Annotated in this window: 16 protein-coding genes; 5 read left to right on the forward strand and 11 right to left on the reverse strand. The window is 56.0% G+C overall.

The genetic code is table 11. The annotated features are described in order from the left end of the window. Window positions 1–535, reverse strand: a 535-nt coding sequence (locus FEAC_RS11415) for a Druantia anti-phage system protein DruA (protein WP_152623218.1), incomplete at its 3' end; no start/stop codon positions are given. A gap of 78 nt (window positions 536–613) precedes the next feature. Between FEAC_RS11415 and FEAC_RS11420 the strand changes: the two genes are divergently transcribed. Beyond that, window positions 614–1279, forward strand: a complete 666-nt coding sequence (locus tag FEAC_RS11420) for an IS3 family transposase (protein ID WP_052566293.1) — start codon at window positions 614–616, stop codon at window positions 1277–1279. Window positions 1280–1565: 286 nt separating this feature from the next. Here the strand turns inward: FEAC_RS11420 and FEAC_RS11425 are convergent, their stop codons facing one another. Together FEAC_RS11425 and FEAC_RS11430 are read right to left on the reverse strand one after the other, a co-directional pair. Next, entirely contained in the window at window positions 1566–2306 is a 741-nt protein-coding gene (locus FEAC_RS11425; protein WP_081901181.1) for an alpha/beta fold hydrolase, read from the reverse strand. A gap of 60 nt (window positions 2307–2366) precedes the next feature. Beyond that, window positions 2367–2564, reverse strand: coding sequence for a hypothetical protein (locus tag FEAC_RS11430; protein ID WP_035390578.1), 198 nt, complete (start codon window positions 2562–2564; stop codon window positions 2367–2369). Between the two features lie 327 nt (window positions 2565–2891). Here FEAC_RS11430 and FEAC_RS11435 point away from each other — a divergent pair, with 327 nt between their 5' ends. After that, the gene (locus FEAC_RS11435) at window positions 2892–3116 is read left to right on the forward strand and encodes a hypothetical protein (RefSeq protein WP_052566294.1); all 225 of its coding nucleotides are present in this window, start codon (window positions 2892–2894) and stop codon (window positions 3114–3116) included. Between the two features lie 158 nt (window positions 3117–3274). Here FEAC_RS11435 and FEAC_RS11440 read toward each other — a convergent pair whose 3' ends face one another. The 3 genes from FEAC_RS11440 to FEAC_RS11450 form a co-directional block, all read right to left on the reverse strand. Beyond that, on the reverse strand, window positions 3275–5326 hold the full coding sequence (locus FEAC_RS11440) for a hypothetical protein (RefSeq protein ID WP_152623220.1): 2052 nt from the start codon (window positions 5324–5326) through the stop codon (window positions 3275–3277). Between the two features lie 629 nt (window positions 5327–5955). Next, a complete protein-coding gene (locus tag FEAC_RS11445) occupies window positions 5956–7236 on the reverse strand; it encodes a ribonuclease D (RefSeq protein WP_035390582.1) in 1281 nt (426 codons plus the stop codon). Continuing rightward, complete coding sequence (locus FEAC_RS11450) at window positions 7236–7754, reverse strand: flavin reductase (protein ID WP_035390583.1); 519 nt, start codon at window positions 7752–7754, stop codon at window positions 7236–7238. Before FEAC_RS11450 ends, FEAC_RS11445 begins: the two co-directional genes overlap by 1 nt. Between FEAC_RS11450 and FEAC_RS11455 the strand changes: the two genes are divergently transcribed. Then, a complete protein-coding gene (locus tag FEAC_RS11455) occupies window positions 7753–8190 on the forward strand; it encodes an HIT family protein (protein ID WP_035390585.1) in 438 nt (145 codons plus the stop codon). The two genes, FEAC_RS11450 and FEAC_RS11455, sit on opposite strands and share 2 nt — an antisense overlap. On the opposite strand, the gene tyrS is transcribed toward FEAC_RS11455, so the two are convergent. Then, a complete protein-coding gene (gene tyrS, locus FEAC_RS11460; protein ID WP_035390591.1) occupies window positions 8155–9435 on the reverse strand; it encodes a tyrosine--tRNA ligase in 1281 nt (426 codons plus the stop codon). The genes FEAC_RS11455 and tyrS overlap by 36 nt on opposite strands. Next, window positions 9432–11210: a 2-succinyl-5-enolpyruvyl-6-hydroxy-3-cyclohexene-1-carboxylic-acid synthase gene (menD, locus tag FEAC_RS11465; RefSeq protein ID WP_152623221.1), complete on the reverse strand. Its 1779-nt coding sequence runs from the start codon at window positions 11208–11210 to the stop codon at window positions 9432–9434. Before menD ends, tyrS begins: the two co-directional genes overlap by 4 nt. Here menD and FEAC_RS11470 point away from each other — a divergent pair. After that, entirely contained in the window at window positions 11189–12010 is an 822-nt protein-coding gene (locus FEAC_RS11470; RefSeq protein WP_052566295.1) for an alpha/beta fold hydrolase, read from the forward strand. The genes menD and FEAC_RS11470 overlap by 22 nt on opposite strands. A gap of 220 nt (window positions 12011–12230) precedes the next feature. Here FEAC_RS11470 and FEAC_RS11475 read toward each other — a convergent pair whose 3' ends face one another. Both FEAC_RS11475 and menB read right to left on the reverse strand, forming a co-directional pair. Next, on the reverse strand, window positions 12231–13100 hold the full coding sequence (locus FEAC_RS11475) for a 1,4-dihydroxy-2-naphthoate polyprenyltransferase (RefSeq protein ID WP_035390594.1): 870 nt from the start codon (window positions 13098–13100) through the stop codon (window positions 12231–12233). Window positions 13101–13103: 3 nt separating this feature from the next. Continuing rightward, window positions 13104–13940 (reverse strand): 1,4-dihydroxy-2-naphthoyl-CoA synthase, encoded by an 837-nt coding sequence (menB, locus tag FEAC_RS11480; protein WP_035390596.1) that lies wholly within the window; start codon window positions 13938–13940, stop codon window positions 13104–13106. Between the two features lie 195 nt (window positions 13941–14135). Between menB and FEAC_RS11485 the strand changes: the two genes are divergently transcribed. Then, the gene (locus FEAC_RS11485) at window positions 14136–15257 is read left to right on the forward strand and encodes an AMP-binding protein (RefSeq protein ID WP_052566296.1); all 1122 of its coding nucleotides are present in this window, start codon (window positions 14136–14138) and stop codon (window positions 15255–15257) included. Window positions 15258–15686: 429 nt separating this feature from the next. Here FEAC_RS11485 and FEAC_RS11495 read toward each other — a convergent pair whose 3' ends face one another. Further along, entirely contained in the window at window positions 15687–17144 is a 1458-nt protein-coding gene (locus FEAC_RS11495) for an APC family permease (protein WP_236684649.1), read from the reverse strand. Window positions 17145–17204: the final 60 nt, after the last annotated feature.

Consider the following 17204-nt stretch of genomic DNA (forward strand, 5'->3'; position numbering starts at 1 on the left):
ACTGCCTGATGTAGACGTCTTTGATCTGGCCGTGCTCGACGTAACGGCCAGACTTACGTCCATATCCTGCGGTCTCACCGACGTAAAGGAACGAAGAAGCACCATAACAAGTCCCGATGTGGCGGGAGGGATCGACAAACGTCTCAACCAAGAGCACCCGGTGTCCCCACGTATCAACCCAGTCTGCACTCAAACGTCGCAGTGCCTTTGACATCACAGCGGATGCAGTGTTGGGACGCCTACCAGCAGGCAGAATACAGAATCGTTGGTTCGATGCGACGAAACGTAACCTGCGTTGCTGGAGATCTCTCGTCCAGCCGATGAACCGATCACGAGGTCCACACGATAGTGCGGGTGACGCGAACCCGAGCAGTGCTACCCACCCGCCACAGGAGTCCGTCGCTACATAGCGCATCGTCTCACCGACCATCCGGTGGCCAAGCCAGTGATGCTCGTCGAGTTCCGCATCGAACCTATTGGCGTCACCGACGCTTATCGGAGCAACGCTCAATCCCACAAACCACTCATCTCGCATCCGATGAACTTAGCATTACCAGGACGAACGCGCCAATCGACACATAACACTGCAGGTCACAGCCATAGGGCTTCGACTATGAAAAGGCCGTGCCTAGCGACGGGACCAGGCCAGGTTTGGAGTTGGGACATAAGCAAGCTCAAGGGTCCCTCCAAGGGGATCTACTGGCAGCTCTATGTGATCTTAGACATCTACTCTCGGGGGATTATGAACTGGAGGATCGAGGATCACGAGAGTGCTGAGCTCGCCAGAGAGCTCATGGATGAGGCGATCACCAAAGAAGGCGTAGATCCGAACCAGTTGACGATTCATGCCGATAATGGAGCCTCGATGGCTTCACACAGTGTCGCGGAGTTCCTTGCCACCCTCGGGGTGAGAAAGAGCCACTCACGTCCCCATACCTCTAATGACAACCCCTACTCAGAAGCCCAGTTCAAAACCTTGAAGTACCGAGGGGACTTCCCTGAACGCTTTGAAACCATCGAAGAGGCGAGGATCTTCTTTGCAAAGTTCTTCAGCTGGTACCAGTACGAACACCACCATTCAGGCATTGCACTCATGACCCCAGCTGATGTCCATGAGGGATACGCCGAAGCGATCACCGAACGAAGAGCCGAGGTTCTGAAAGGCGCCTATCAAAACCACCCCGAACGCTTTGTAAACAAGGTTCCGACCCCACCCACCCTCAACACCGAGGTCTGGATCAACCGACCAAGTGAGGAGGAGATGAAAGAGAGTCCTTAGCCGGCCGGAAGTTAACGTTTTGGATATTAAACTGATGAGTACTTCGTACATATTCTGTAGAGACCGTCCGGGTCGAGCTCAACCGCCGCTGTAGCTTGGAGTCGTTGTTGAACATGTGCAATGATCTGCGAACTCATAGCTGGTGTTGATCGAGTCCTAGATTTCATAGATGGAGACATGGAGCGGAGGAATCAGTAGCTCCCCCGGCGGATAGATGGACCATAGCCCGACTCCAATCCAAGTGTCTGACTACATAAGGTCGATCTGTGGGTCCATTGAGTTCGCCTCACTGGCTGGGATTGCATACTCGTTTGATCATGTGCGCGATCGATTCAGGATCCTCTAAAGGTACTAAATGGTGTACTCCATCGAGTACTTCAAGAGTCGCCCACGTGCTACTGTTGGCCGCTCGACGAGCAAGGTCAACAGGGCACGCCATATCGAGTGCCCCCCACAGCATCCAAATCGGTCGATCGATCATGAGGAAGTGTTCCTGATAATCCTCGTTGACCACCTTGACGAAGATCTCTCGCATGACACCAACCGCGTGCCGATAGTCATCCGAACCGTATCGCTGTCGAGCACTCTCTAACCGTTCGTTGGATAGCAGCCCAATGCCCGCCAAAGCACGCACCAGCCGATAGCCCAACGGGGACTTCGTCCGACTCTGGGGCCGGATAATGGGGACACCAACCAAGAGGAGCTCATCGACCAGCTCTGGGGCTACCACACTGGCTAGCTGTATAGCTACCCTACCACCAAAGGAGTGACCGACCACGATCAATCGACTAAGTCCAACCTGCTCTCGCCACTCACGAACAACCTGAGCGACAGCTTCGGCATAACCCACGGAGTCGATGGCTACGAGAGGCGCATCGGAGTCTCCAAAGCCAGGCAGATCAAGCGTCAGTACTGACAGTTCTTCGTCGAGCAGTTCGATCACACGCGACCAATCGCGGTGATCTCGACGCCAACCATGAAGAAAAACAATCCCAAGCGCGCCCGCATCTCTAGAGCGTCCAACAATACTAGAGACCGATAGTGAGGGCTGGGAGAACGAAGTCGTGAAGAATGCAGCAGCTACGGCTTACTCCTCAGTATCATCATCGTGCCCATAGGCAGATGGAGCAGCCTGCAGCTCTTCATCATCCAAGTAAGCCATACACCAGTCGGAGTGTCCGTGCACCGAGTCGCCTCCGCACTCCTCGCAACGAATGAGTGGAACCGGGATTCCTCGCTTTGCCTTTCGCGCCTCTTCGTATCGACGATGACGACCCTTCTTCACGCGCTACTCCCACTCACTCTGACGAGACTTATTCATTCCTCGCACGTCCAATAGCTAGTTTAGCGATTTGGATCTTGAAGATCTCCAGCTACCAGGTCAAAACGCTTGCTCGCTAGGATAGATTCCAAAGATTGCCTTTTGTCTTGATAGTACGCTCATGCGCTGACATGGCTGGCCTAGAGCACACGCCTAGACCGACATCGTTTGTGGCGAATAGCCATCCGCAGCACACGTCTGTTGCGGATGGTACTGCAGCGGCGGCGGTAGCCAGAGTGGCAAGTGAAGAGCTGCAGAACTCAGAGGGCAAATACAGAAGAAGGAGAGGCGATGGCAGACGCATTCGATCCAGATGAGATGATTGAGAGATTCCAACGACGTGCGGCGGCCGTCAAGTCACGTCCGATCCCGCCGGTTGAAGGCAGTGAGCGAGCCAAATTCGTCGAGCAGGCCTCCGTCGACTACTTCGACTACGCAGTCATCGGGGATGCTGTCGCCAAGCTCGAGGATGGAATCCTCACTCTCACCATCGACTTACGGCCTCCACAGAGCTGATCGCAAACTAGTCACGAGAAGGGAAATGCCCCTCCATTAAGGCAAAAGCGCCTGAAGACATGCGAGATGATTCGTGCTTACAACTTCTCCGGAATGAGGGCACAGAGGACACAGCTGCACGACGAGAGAGTCAGCGAGACCAGAGCACCGACTGGTGGTTAGCTTGCGCAGTGGAGACTCGCCAATGGAATGCTCCTAAAGGTTGAGGTATTTGAACTTGAGTAGGTCACAAAGTAGAGGTTGTGTCGACCGGTAACTGCTGCTCCCACGTTTTTCGGGATGGTTGTCGTAGCGATATTGCACCAGTGATGTGCACGAGGAGCGAGGAGGGAGCTCCCGGTTCCACTGCCAATCCTGAGCAGATCACCCGTCTCTGGAATGACGAGTGTGGTTTGGTCCCAACTGGTCGGCGGAAGTGAGAACGTGGCTGTCGCCTGAACCCCTGGCGGGGTCGGAATATCGCTCACAACCTGCCAAGAGACTCCGCCATTTGTGCTTCTGCGAAGCGGGTAGCTTGACTGTGGATCTATGAGATATTCGGTCCCATGGACCGAGAACAGTTCGTTAGTCGCACAGGCGTTGGCCGAGCTCGGCCAGGATGATTGCATGAACTCTCTACCCTGATCTGTCGACAGTAGAATCGGCTGTTGGGCACCGTTCATTGCACAGTTCGAGAGGGTCGTCGTTGGGGAGAAGCGGACACAAGGTCCGAAGTGGGGACAGAGCATGCGTCCCTGTGTCCAGCTGGTCCCATTCGTGGTCGTCTCGGTGATCTCGGCATGATGAGTGAGGGTGAAGTATGCGTGAATAAGGAACTGCGAGGATTGTAGACCAACAAAGTTCGCATTACTGATTCCCTGGGGAGAGGGGATCACGCTCCAAGTTCCCCCATCGTTTACCGAGATCACTGGCAGATAGGCGAAGTCTGGCGCCTTGTTCGGTATTTCTATCGGGTACGAGGCGGCGATCAAAGTCTTGCCTGTCGGTGTTTGCACGGCTGCGAGTTCGGTGGCACATGTCGCGCTATTGGCATTCGAGGATGGCACTCCTGCCTGTTCTAGCAGTTTTGAGACGCCGGCTGTGTTGATCTTTGTAATGTGGCCATTATCCAACATCTCCAAGGTGTTGTTTTGGCCGACACAAGACAGTGCAACTCCATTGGTCCCGCTCTCGGTAAAGATAGACGGATCGGCACTGAGCTGGATATTCGTAGCACCTCTGAGGCTGATCGACCGGTAGGAGACGGGAGTGGCCACCTTAAATCCCACAGCACCAAGCAAGACAAAGTTGCCAGTTCCATTCTTAGGCTGAGAAAACTGATAGACCCCTCTCGCGACCTCCCGAGAAGGGCGCCTCTTTAGGACATCGAACTGGTCGACAAAGGGTTCATGGGTACCGATGATGTTGGTGAGAGCGATGGTGCCGCCCACCGGAGTCATCTCGCCCGGAATCAGGGTTTTTGAGGAGAGGGAAAGTCGGGGTACTACAACGGCAACCGAGCGTTTGAAGCTAAGCGCGGTCGAGCCCTCTCCGTGGGCAAGCGCACATGCTCGATGAACCCCGAGACACTGTATAGATATAGGATAGCTGCCGGCTCTTGGAGCGAGAAGTCGAAGAGGATAGCGTTCGAGCCAGGGTCCGCTTGGCGTCACAAACGAAGTTTGAAACTCAGTCGATGAGACCCAGTGGACGGAGGTGCCGTTGTAATGGAGTCCGTCAACGCAACCGTCAAAACAGACATTGGTGTGGGCAGGCTGGGGTGAGAGTGGGGTGCTAACACGGCCAGTGATGGTAACTCTCGCCCCTGGCACAACTGAGGTCGGAGATACGCTCAGGCTGACCGCAGGACCGCTATGGCCAGAAGGCACCGATATCCCCTCCTTGTTCGCTGCCGTTCCTCGAGGTGAGAGCACAGCTTCGACACCCAGATAATAGGTTCCTGACCGAAGGTTTGGGATCCGGTAACAGGACTTTGCAAGATGGCCGCTCATCGTCGCCCCGAGTGCTCCTAGCGCACACCCAGCCTGGGTGGCACTTGTGGGGACCGTTGGAGGATTCGGCTTCGATCTCGTCGGAACGGATTTTTGACCTGTTGGGTTAGTTGTAACGGGGCGTGAACTTGAGGACCCACAGGCAGCAAGAAGCAGCGCGAGACTCACCAGTATGATCCACCACGGTCTTCGTTGACTTAACAAGGTCGTGCTCGTCAATCAGTTCTCCTAACCGACAATTGACACTCCACTTGACCAATGTTATTAGATCTAGACGCTAGCTCGGCAACACTCCGCACCGAGTATCCACATCGTGGGTATAACACCTGCTCTTCAGATTTGAGTGCCAAACTTGGTCAGTGGTAGCCACCGGCTAGAGATGACTTGAGGAAGGTCACAGTAGTTCTACCAGCCTGAGTTAGACGAAGACGCCAACATGACACGAGAATGCTACCCGAATTGTTGAGATATCGCTCGGTCTTAGACGGCCTCTCGAGCTCGCCCCACCTACCTGCTACGTCACCGATTCGACACCGCTCCGATCGCCCCGGAAAGTCTGCATCGACTAGTTCCGCCTCTAGAGGTCGTGTGAGCTCACGAGCGGGCGTTATCATGTCTCTCCGATGAGAGAAGCTTGGATTCAGTACCCGCTTGGGAGCAGTTCGAAAGCTGTACTCTCGTTAACGACGATTAAAGATCACTCTTTGAGGAGTCGGATAGCCTCAAAACAATGATCATCTGTGAGACCGGATCGACGACGTGTGCCACATAGGCCCATCGAAGCTCTCGCCATTCGCGCAAGAGGTAGACGCAATCCAACTCATAGCGAAGTTGAGCATGCACTCTGACTAATGAGTGCCCTCTGAGACTGGGCGAACGTGCAGGTGCTCTCCCCCGGTCACCTCGATCTTGCGCTCACCAGCCAAAAGAGCACCGAGTTCAGCGCCGCATACCTGGTAGCGCCAACCGCGAGAGAGTCCACCACGTCTCCGAATAACAAAATCAACTATCTCGTCTCGGGAAGCGATCAAGGCTGGATCGATGCCAAGATCGAAGGCTTTAGCCTGAACGACAGAGGCCGAAAGGAGCACAACAGGAGCCAGTTCGGGGCGCATCGTAGCAGAGATCGCTAGTTCGGCAGTAGCGGTACCGACCGGTTGATCACTTACCACCAACTCGAGCAGGTGACCAACCATCTCGGCATCAAGACGCCGTCCATCCACACCGCGTAGTCGAGTCAACTCAGAACGTGACTGAGGCGCGGAGCGAGCAATAGATGCGATAGCGAGGTCTGACAGTATCGAGCGTGCAGGTACGTCGCGAACCCTTGCCTGTTCCTCTCTCCATGCGGCGATCCTTGCGGCGATTCGACGATTACGTTCGTCATCTAAGGCACGACACTCACGAATTTTCGTCCACGCTAGTTCGACTGGAACCTCAGAACGGCGACGGCGCACTACTGCTGCCATCTCCTCAAGCGCCCAGTCACGACGATGCATGGAATCGAGTTCCGCCACAATCCTGCGCTCGAGCTCTTCGAGATAGAGCACATCGGTGGCGGCGTAGTCGATCTGCTCTGGGCTTAGCGGTCTGGCCATCCAATCCGAGAGCCGCGCACCCTTAGCGATAGTCACGCGTAAGAACTGGTGCAGGAGAGCCCCCAGGGAGGCATGACTAATACCAAGAAATCCTGCAGCCACCTGCGTATCGAAGAGCTGTACCGGGCGCGCACCAACAGCACGTTCTAGTATCTCAAGATCCTGCTCACTCGCGTGGAAGACAAACTTTATCTTCTCATCCACGAAGATCTCCTCCAGAGGAGAGAGATCGAGATCGAGAGGGTCGATCAAGAAGATCAGGTCACCGATCCTCGCCTGCACCAAAGCCAGCTTCGGATAGTAGCTCCGCTCTCGATGAAACTCAGTATCGACGGCTACCGCACCGATCTCCTTCGCCTCCTTCACAACCTCGGCGAGGTCAGTTTCAGTGGCGACCCATCGTAATCGAATGCCCTGTCTGTGGACCAAAGCCGCCGTCAGATCCGGCATTGCACCGTCATCAGCACCCTCGACGGTACCGCTATGACCATAGCGACCAAAACGCTCCAAGCTACCTCTATCCTTCGCCATTAGCCGCCATAGTGCATTCGAGTATCCGACATCGCTAACACCGCCGACCACTCCTCGAGAGGCTGACGTAGTACCATGTTATCGACAGAAGTGGTAACGAGCCAATGGCTGCCAAGCTGGCTACTAGAAATCACCCGCCCCACCACCATACCTAGCGAATCGCTGGGCATCCATAATCCGGAGCTACCCTCACGGACTACCGGGACGCCACTTGCGCTCATCGTCTCCTGATCAAAGATTGGAGCCTTTGCAAACTTGCGGGCGAGCGGCGCTTGGTCCCGATCAAGAAACACCAGGCCAATGGTGGAATCCTTGCTTATGAACTCTAAGGCGATCGCGCCATCCTCAATCGACATAGCGAGCCTGCGCGGTGTCTTGGCTACCTGCATGACGAGCGATATCGTCATAAAGTGCAACCTATCCTCTTGAGCTAAACTGAGAAGATAGAGACCCGACGTCATGGCCCATAGGGCACGGCGCAACTGAGCGTCATCGTCAGTAACTACACTCTCACCCATGTCCTGTCCCTTCTGCGACCTCATCAACCACCCTGATGATCCGCATGTAATCGAGGTCGGAGCGCACACGAGCGTTCTCTTGGATCGTGCCCCGGTCTTTTTGGGTCATGCATTGATAGTGCCCACTGCTCACGTTGAGCATCTCTTGGTAGCCGATCCCGAGGTTGTGATCGAGGTAATGAGGCGATCGCAAGAGGTGGCGATTGCTGCGATGGATGCCTATCGGGCAGACGGCATTCTGACCGTCACCAACACCATCGTCTCTCAATCGGTACCGCATCTTCATGTTCATGTTATTGCGAGGCATCAAGGAGACGGCGGCCTGCGAGGGTTTCTTTGGCCACGAAAGCGCTACTCCTCACAGGAGGAGCTTCTAGAGTATCGCGATCGACTCCGTGGCTCACTCGTCGGCCGCTCCCCTTATGCATCGGACTAGACAGTAGTCCTTCTTGCCCCGGCGCAACACCAACAGGCGACCGTCGATTAGCATCTCCCTGGTGACGACGAGACTTTCGCGTTGTTGTGATCCGTTCACATAGAGCCCGCCTTGACTAAGGTTGCGTCTCAATTCGGATTTGGATGCAAAGAGCGATGTGCGAGAGACGAGTTCGACCAGATCAATCCCGCCGTCGAACTCACCTGAGTCGACGATAAGCGTTGGAGCCTCACCCAACGCCTCTTCGAGCAGATCAGACTCGAGCGACTCGACTGCACCGGCGAACAGGGATCGACTCGCTCTTCGCGCTCGCTCAGCCTCCTCCTGGCCATGGACGAGAGCCACAAGCTCAGTGGCGAGGCGATGATGAGGTTCACGACGCTCCGGATGATCATGAAACTCCTGATCGATCTCGATAATCTCTGCAGGCTCGAGCGAGGTGAACTGCTTGAGGTAGGAGATCACCATCGAGTCATCGGAGCGGAACAGAAATTGATAGAGTTGATAGGGTGAGGTTTTGCGCGGATCGAGCCATATCGCGCCACCGACCGACTTCCCAAACTTGGTGCCATCGGCCTTGGTGATCAGCGGCCACGTCAAGCCATACGCCTCCTGCTGGGCCACTCTCCGAATCAGGTCAATACCTGCAGTAATGTTTCCCCACTGGTCGGATCCGCCAAGTTGCAAACTGCAATCGAAGCGCCGGTTGAGCTCGAGGAAGTCTATCGCCTGAAGCACCATGTAGCTAAACTCGGTGTAGGAGATACCCTCACTGCCGAGCCGGGTCTTCACCGAGTCCTTTGCCAGCATGGTAGCAAGCGGGAAGTGCTTACCGTAATCGCGAAGATAGTCGATAAGGTTAAGGCTCTCCAGCCACTCACGGTTATCCACCAGGACTCCAGCAGACTCGCCGGTGAAGTCGATGAAGCGCTCGAGCTGTGAACGAATCGCCTCAGTGTTCTTGGTCAAGGTCGCGTCATCGAGCAGGGTCCGCTCGGTTGATCTTCCGGAAGGATCGCCGATCATCCCAGTTCCGCCTCCCGCCACCAGAATGGGGCGATGGCCAGATCGCTGAAAGCGTCGGAGGACCGTCAGGCCCAACAGATTCCCGAGATGGAGTGAATCGGCGGTCGGGTCGAAGCCCACATAGAGCGAGAGACGAGACGAGTCCATCTGCACCAGGAGCTCATCAGAGCTCATCTGGTTGATCAGTCCACGGTAGTTGAGGTCTTCGGACAGCGTCACGGGTACATCTGCTCCTTTGCGAGTTGACGATCGATCTGTGCGTAAAGACTACCGAGGGATTCATGACTCACCGCTCGACCAACCTCCAGCACCGCCACCAGGAACTCTCCAAGACGAGCCCGCTCAACCAGTGCATCAAGATCGTTGGCATCGCTCACTCTTATAACTTCGAGACCGATTCCCGACAACACGCCTGCTGGGCGTACTCTTGGTGGTGTCACAAAATACTCGGTCTGCACCTCGGGCGCGATTCGGGTTGCCGGTGGCACCTGGTCGAAGATGAGACCTCCTTGATTATCAAGCACTACGATCAGACCGCGATGAGCGAGCGGTAGATGAATGAGAGCACTGACGTCATAGAGAGTGGCGAGATCCCCAATGAGAAGCGCAGTCAATGCTTCCGGTCGTGTATGAGCAAACCCCAAGTAACTAGCTATGACGCCATCGATACCATTTGCTCCCCGGTTCATGGCCACCAACGGCGGGTCGAGATGATAGCCACGGAACTGATCAAGGTAGCGGATCGGCATCGACGCTGACACAAAAAGAGCCTCCTCACCATGCAACAGACTGTAGAGTCGACGAGCGGCAGCGATCTCAGAATCTGGATGCGTCTCTGCAAAGCCCTGCACCAAAGCGTCGATCTTCTCATCGAGCTGACGGAGTAGATTCGGTCCCTGGCCTGAGACAACCTCGGGCAACAGCTTCGAAGCGTTGTACAGGGTTTCCTTGACATCAGCGACATAGCCAGTCGTCACGAAGCGACCAGGATCTCGAAAGACAGATCGGTCATTCAAGGTAACGACCTCGCCACCTTGTTCCACGATCGCCCTCAGTGTCCCCATAGCACTCCGTGCCAGTGGGAAATCGCCGATGACCACCGCAATATCAGGTAGTGGCAACGATATGCGAGTCAGAAGATCAAGGTGAATCACACACTCGCCTTTATCGGCGAGCTGTGTTCGCGAATCCACCACCAGTCTCCAGCCAAGCCGCATCGCTAGCGTGCGAGCCGCCCCAGCTATCGTCTCCTCAGGCGCAACATCCGGCAGAGCCGACTGGCTCACGCCACCGAGCATCAGCCATCCCTTCCGCTCTGGGTCAAAAAGCCCTCTGGTCAGTTCAGTATCAAGCGGAGCTGGAGTGGTGCGCACGGGTCTGCGAACGCCGATGCTCTCGTGCTCTTGAGTCGATGGCAACGAGATCTCGCTCTCACCTTCGATGACCGGACCCAGCAGCGGCTCCTCGATCCCGATGTTCAGATGCACCGGTCCACCCCTCATGAGTTCGGTGACCAGTTGAAGAGCGATTGAGCCCAGATCGCGTTCGCTAAGTGAGGCGACCAGCTCGAGCGAGATCGTTGCGCCAACATAGCTAGACATGGCCTGAAGCTGATCGAGAGTTTGAGGTGCGCCAACTCCCTTTAGACGCGCCGGCCGGTCTGCAGTTACCGCGAGGATGGCAAGACCCGAGAGCGAAGCTTCGGCAAGGGCAGGCACTAGCTCGAGGCTCGCGGTCCCCGATGTCGTCACGACCATCACCGGTTCCCGGCTACGGCGAGCAATGCCAGCGGCGAAGAATGCAGCCGCTCGTTCATCCAAGCACACCGATACCGACATGGCAGAGCTCGCCAAAGCCACCGCTAGTGGCGTCGAGCGCGATCCAGGAGCAAGCACCACATGGTGGACCCCTAGCCGGTTAAGCTGATCTAGCAGGATGGAAAAAAGACGTACGTTTGCCCCAGGGGGCTCTGGTGTCAGCATTGACGGTATCACAAACTCTCCTTAACTCCACGGTAGCGGCCCTGGTGGTCCAAACCCGTGCACCCGATGGCGACCTTGTCTGTCTTCATGGATTTACCCAAAACCGGTTCGCGATGATCAACGATCTCGTCGCCCCCTTTGCCGCCCACTATCGGCGCATCTGGTTTGTTGACTGCCCGGGCCATGGAGCAACGACCGTCGACTCTAGAACACCACACAGCTTCTTCGACGCCCTGTGTGCTATTGGGCCTCACTTCGATATCTTCGGCTACTCTATGGGTGGCCGACTCGGCCTCTGGTTGCTCTCCCTATACCCGGGCCTGATCACGAACGCTGTGATCGCCTCTGCCCATCTCGGTCTCGAGACTCCGGAGGCGCAGGCGGCCAGACGAGCCTCCGACGGACAACTTGCAGATCGACTTGAGCATCTCCCCTACTCGCCAGGGTTAGGGCAACAGAACCAAGAGTTCATCGCCTTTCTAGAGGAGTGGAATCAGGCACCGCTATTCGGAGGGAGGAGTCTAACCAATAGCGAGCTCAGGCTTCGGGCAAGCAATCACCCCGATGCACTCGCCTCTGCCCTTCGGACTTACGGCACCGGCGAGCAACCCAACCTCACCTCACTTCTATCTGAGACCAAGACCAGACTGCTCTACCTCTACGGAGAGCACGACACCGTCTATCGAGCTATGGCCGAAAGGGCTCGCGGGCTAGGAACCTGCGAGGTACGCATGATCGACCGGGGAGCGCATGACGTCCTCCACGACCAACCATCAGCGGTAGTCCAGCTAGCAACTCAATTCTTGAGTTGACAACAAAAGCTTTCGCAAATCAGGAGCACATCTCCACGTGGCATCCTTCTCTTCCTGGATGTGGACGGAGCCTTGTCGGCGCACTTGGTTGACTAATCTCCCACTCCTGAAGCCGATCGCTTCTAAGACCAGCACGGCCACCTCCATGGTTGTTGCGTAGTTCAGTTTGTATATGGACCTCGGCTGCTGGCGATGTACGACATTGCTAAACCTAGATCGCCTAATGGAAGGAGAAGGCGATAAGCCCTAACACTCCAGCCACGAGTGTCACGCGAGAGGTGCCCGCCAACACAGGTACAAGCGCCCGACCTTGGGCGTGACCAACAATTGCGCGCAGTGGCTTTACAAGCAACGCTAGAAGAATGAGAGTCGACCCTAGCCACCAAGACCAGCCGAGAGCAAGAGCGAAAGTGACTACACCCACGACCATCAGTATCGCATAGGACGCGCGTGTTCGATCGTCACCCATTCTCACCGCGAGCGTTCGCTTGCCCGATTCAGTGTCCCCGGGTATATCGCGTAGATTGTTGGCCACCAAGATCGCTGTAATCAATGACCCAAACCCTACCGAGATCTCCACTGCTTGCGATGAGATCTGGAGTGCTTGAATATAATAGGTACCCAAAGTTGCCACGAGCCCGAAAAACACGAACACGAAGAGTTCGCCGAAACCGTAGTAGCCGTAGGGGTGACTGCCGCCGGTGTAGAACCAAGCAGCAATGATACTGACCGCTCCAACTGCGAGTAACCACCAACTCACATCGGCACAGATGACGAGCCCCGCGACCCCTGCAACCGCGAATGAGGCCAGCGCCGCCAGGCGCACAGCCTTCGGACTCGCCAGCCTGCTCCCAACTAATCGCAGCGGCCCAACTCGGTCCTCATCGGTACCACGAATACCGTCAGAGTAATCGTTGGCATAGTTCACACCAACCTGCAACGCCAGCGCCACTACTCCGGCCAACACAGCCAACAGTGGCCGGAAGTGATGGCTACCCACCGCCAACCCAGTTGCCGCAAGCACTGGCGCAATCGAAGCAGGTAAGGTGCGAGGGCGAGCCCCTTCCACCCATTGCGACAGCGACGCCATCGGTTAGGGCCGTCTCGGGAACTGGTCGAAGGCCGGTGATCGCTTGGCGAGGTAAGCATCGCGACCCTCTTGGGCTTCGTCTGACATATAAAACAGCATGGTTGCATCACCAGCCAACTGCTGTATCCCCGCTAGACCCTCATCAGCGGCGTTAAAGGAGGCCTTAAGTAGCCGAAGAGCAAGCGGTGAAAGAGCAAGAATCTCTCTACACCACTGGACCGTCTCTGCTTCAAGGCGTTCGAGAGGGACGACGGTGTTCACCAAACCCATTCGCAATGCCTCATCGGCATCGTACTGCCTACAGAGAAACCAGATCTCCTTCGCCTTCTTCATGCCGACGGTTCTGGCCAACAGACCAGCCCCATATCCGCCATCAAAGCTTCCCACGCGTGGGCCAGTCTGACCAAAGCGAGCGTTATCAGCAGCGATGGTAAGATCACAAACCAGGTGCAGCACATGACCCCCACCGATAGCGTAGCCAGCTACCATCGCGATCACTGGCTTGGGCAACCGTCTGATCTGAATCTGGAGATCAAGTACATTCAGTCGTCCAATACCATGTTGAGCAACCTCATCATCGCCGATATAGCCATCGTTGCCGCGAATGCGTTGATCGCCACCTGAGCAGAAGGCCAGCGACCCCTCCCCAGTCAGTATCGCTACCCCGAGAGCGGGGTCATCCCGAACGATCTCGAAGGCGCGCTGCAACTCAAACAGCGTCTGAGGACGAAACGCGTTGCGCACCTCCGGTCGATTGATCGTGATCTTCGCGATCCCGTCGAGCACCTCGAACTTTATGTCGGTGTAATCGCCTCGTGACTCCCATGCGAACTGTTCCATCTATCCTCCAACTAGCTACCACCGGATCCACTTGCCACCAACGTGGCTCGTGGCCGATTATTTCTGTCAAGACCAGCAGGCCCGCAGATCCCATCAGACGACTCCCGTCAAACATCACCGTCACCAGGAACACAATGCCGCTGCCGGTACTCGATTGGGATCGGCGACCGCTTTCCAAGGAGCTAGTTTAGAGGCGTGAACCAACTCGTAGCGATCCAACTAGAGCCGACAGAGCAGCTCGTCGAGATGATCGCCAAATGCTGGGCTCGAGACGATGCGGTAGCGGTCCTGGACCCACGCTCACCAAAGATGCGCATCGAGGAACGGTTAGCCGTCCTGGCAGCTCATCGCCTCGTCGACTCCGATGGTGTCCATGAACTCGATCCTCACGCCCCTGTGCTCCCGACTGGCAGTCGGATAGTAATTACCACCTCCGGCACGACCGGACCGCCGAAGGCGATCGTTCACACCGAAGCAAACCTGTTCGCCTCTGCGCAATCGATCCAGAGACGACTTGCAATCAACGCGAACGACGTATGGTTCTGCCCACTCTCGCCGGCCTACATCGGTGGACTCGCCGTCATAGCGCGCTCATTGCTCCTCGGTAACCGAGTGCTCATGGGTCAACATCTCGATCAAGTATCGGTGGACAACGCACTCGCATCGGGTGCCACGCTGACAGTAGCGGTCACTGCAGCCCTGCCATCGGTCGATCTGAGCGGCTTCCGCTCAGTATTGCTTGGTGCTCAACCACCTCCCGAGCAGGTACCCACCAACGCAATCGTCACCTACGGCATGACTGAGACCGGCTCAGGGGTCATCTATGACGGCCATCCGCTGGACGGTGTCGAGGTCCGCATTGTCGATGATGTCATAGAACTTCGCGGTCCGATGATGGCCAAACACTATCGAAATGGAGCTCCAGTCCTAGACAGCGACGGCTGGCTTAACACTGGTGATCTTGGCAGCTTCAGTGACGATGGTTCGCTACGAGTCTTAGGGCGGGCAAGCGAGCTCATCAACAGCGGCGGCCACAAGGTAAACCCGCTTCGCGTAGAGGCTGCCGTGAGTGCTCAATTCGGCAGCGACCTTGGCGATCTCTGTGTCGTCGCCACCACCGATGATCGCTTCGGTGAAGCCGTAACCCTCGTGGTTACCTCACCAAAACCTCCCGATCTCAATACGGTACGCAACCACCTGGATAGCCTTGAGAGATACGAGCTACCCCGCCGGATCATCACTGTCGAATCCATCCCCCGCACCGAGACTGGCAAACCAATGCGCAAGACCCTAGGACAGCAACTCTCTGGTGATTAATCGCATCAGGTGCATCTTGTGTGCCAGCTCTCCGCACATGAACGCTACTCTCACTTGCGAGCAGGGCTAGCTACCTTCACGACCAACGGTTGGACCCATAGGAGCAATGATCAGCAACACTGGTAGACCCACTGGCGTCGACTTCGCAAAGATCGAGATCTACACACCTCCGACTACAAAGGCCTCCGATTACAGAGACGGCCCAATCTTGGAGCAATTTCTTGCACACGTGCCCGCTGAGCCACGATCGGACGGCCCAACATTTGGAGTGACCGCATCCATGATGCATGCCCACAACAGCGGTCATTGGCGAAAACAGTCAAAGTCTACCGCGATCGAGGGCCCGCCCTGAGACGCTAGGTCAGCAGGCGCGAACCCTCGATCCTGTTCACAACCAACCACCATCGACAGATGGAGACCGTAGTCGTGCTAATCAGCTAGAGCTGGCTCATAATCTATATCGCGCTCCTCGGCGGTTGGCATCTTGAAGTACGGGCGCCCTTTGACCCAGTAGATGATCATCGGGATGAGGCCAAGGGCCATCGATCCTAGACCCACGATCAACGTCGCTGCATTCAGGCCCGGGATAGTCTGCTCAAACATGACCGCCATAAAGACGGCACCCACGAGTGGCCAAAGCCCGGCAAAGAAGAAGTAGTTGGCGCCGGTAAAGATCTTCTTGCGATAGAGGATCACCACCGAGAACCCTGCAAGTGCATAGTAAATCGCAATCTGGAGTCCGATGGCATTGATCGCATCGGTGAGGACGGTGCCGATAGAACCGATGTAATTCGAGGCAATGAAGAGGCCCAACGATATGACTGCGACGACAACAGTGGCGGTCACCGGGGTCTTGCGGGTCGCGTGAGTGACACCAAGCGCTCTTGGGAGCGTGCCATCACGTCCCATCGAGAACATAGTACGCGTTACCTGGATGATCGTAGTCTCTAAGGTTGCAACGGTGGAGAGGACAACCGCAACCACCAGCAACTTGCCACCAAGCCCGTGCCAGACCGTCTGACCAAGCACCAGAAGTACATCACCAGCGTTGTTGGCGATAATCTTGTTGGTAAGCACCATATTAGTACCGATAGTGAATACCTCAAAGAGAACGAAGACCACGATCACACCGATAATTCCGCCAAGGCCAGGTGTTACTTTGGCCTCCTTAGTCTCCTCATTGAGGTTGGCGGTCACATCCCAACCCCAGTAATAGAACGCCGCAACCAGCGCACCACCAAAGAAGACGCTGGAGGAGTGGAACACCGATGGCGAGAACCATGACCACGAGAAGTTGCGCACATCATGGCCGTGAACGAGCATCAGAACGGCGAAGACCACCAAGATCACGAGCTCGATCGAGGACATTATTACCTGAATTCTGGCGGTGATGGTCACCCCGGCGATCACTGCTGCGATCATTATCAAGAAGACAATCGAGCCAACGATAGTGACCGCCGTGACATTGTTGGCTGCTGAATTCGAGAACAACCCCAAAAGCGTCGAGCCTGCTGGATAGGCGCCGGCCACCATGAAAATCAGTGCCGAGGCGACAAGTGCCCAGCCAGCTATATATCCAAGAACCGGATGCAGCGCTCTCCTTACCCAGGCATAGCTGGCTCCGGCGTTAGTTTCAGAACGGCCGAGATAGTTAAACGCCCAAACGATACCGAACATAGCAATGCCACAGTACAGTAGTGCCGCAGGTCCGCCTACTGATACTGCCCCAATGAGTACCGCGGTCGAGGCTGCAATCGAATACGCTGGGGCGACACCAGCGACACCCATAACACTCGAATCGAGTAATGAGAGTGCGCCACGTCTGAGACTATGACCACCCCCTTGCCGACCTCCGGATGTCTCCGGAGCGTGCTCCACTGTATCCACGTATCCTCCCCCTTTTTGAACCCAACTACAGGTGTATGCTGTAATGTATCAGATCCTACG

It is taken from the genome of Ferrimicrobium acidiphilum DSM 19497 (genome assembly GCF_000949255.1).
GTDB classification, from domain to species: domain Bacteria; phylum Actinomycetota; class Acidimicrobiia; order Acidimicrobiales; family Acidimicrobiaceae; genus Ferrimicrobium; species Ferrimicrobium acidiphilum.

Bases quoted from the DNA above. Each gene is read 5' to 3' on its own strand.
- FEAC_RS11420 (WP_052566293.1), top strand. From the start codon at position 614: ATGAAAAGGCCGTGCCTAGCGACGGGACCAGGCCAGGTTTGGAGTTGG.
- FEAC_RS11435 (WP_052566294.1), top strand. From the start codon at position 2,892: ATGGCAGACGCATTCGATCCAGATGAGATGATTGAGAGATTCCAACGA.
- FEAC_RS11445 (WP_035390582.1), bottom strand. From the start codon at position 7,236: ATGGCGAAGGATAGAGGTAGCTTGGAGCGTTTTGGTCGCTATGGTCAT.
- FEAC_RS11455 (WP_035390585.1), top strand. From the start codon at position 7,753: ATGTCCTGTCCCTTCTGCGACCTCATCAACCACCCTGATGATCCGCAT.
- FEAC_RS11450 (WP_035390583.1), bottom strand. From the start codon at position 7,754: ATGGGTGAGAGTGTAGTTACTGACGATGACGCTCAGTTGCGCCGTGCC.
- FEAC_RS11475 (WP_035390594.1), bottom strand. From the start codon at position 13,100: ATGGCGTCGCTGTCGCAATGGGTGGAAGGGGCTCGCCCTCGCACCTTA.
- menB (WP_035390596.1), bottom strand. From the start codon at position 13,940: ATGGAACAGTTCGCATGGGAGTCACGAGGCGATTACACCGACATAAAG.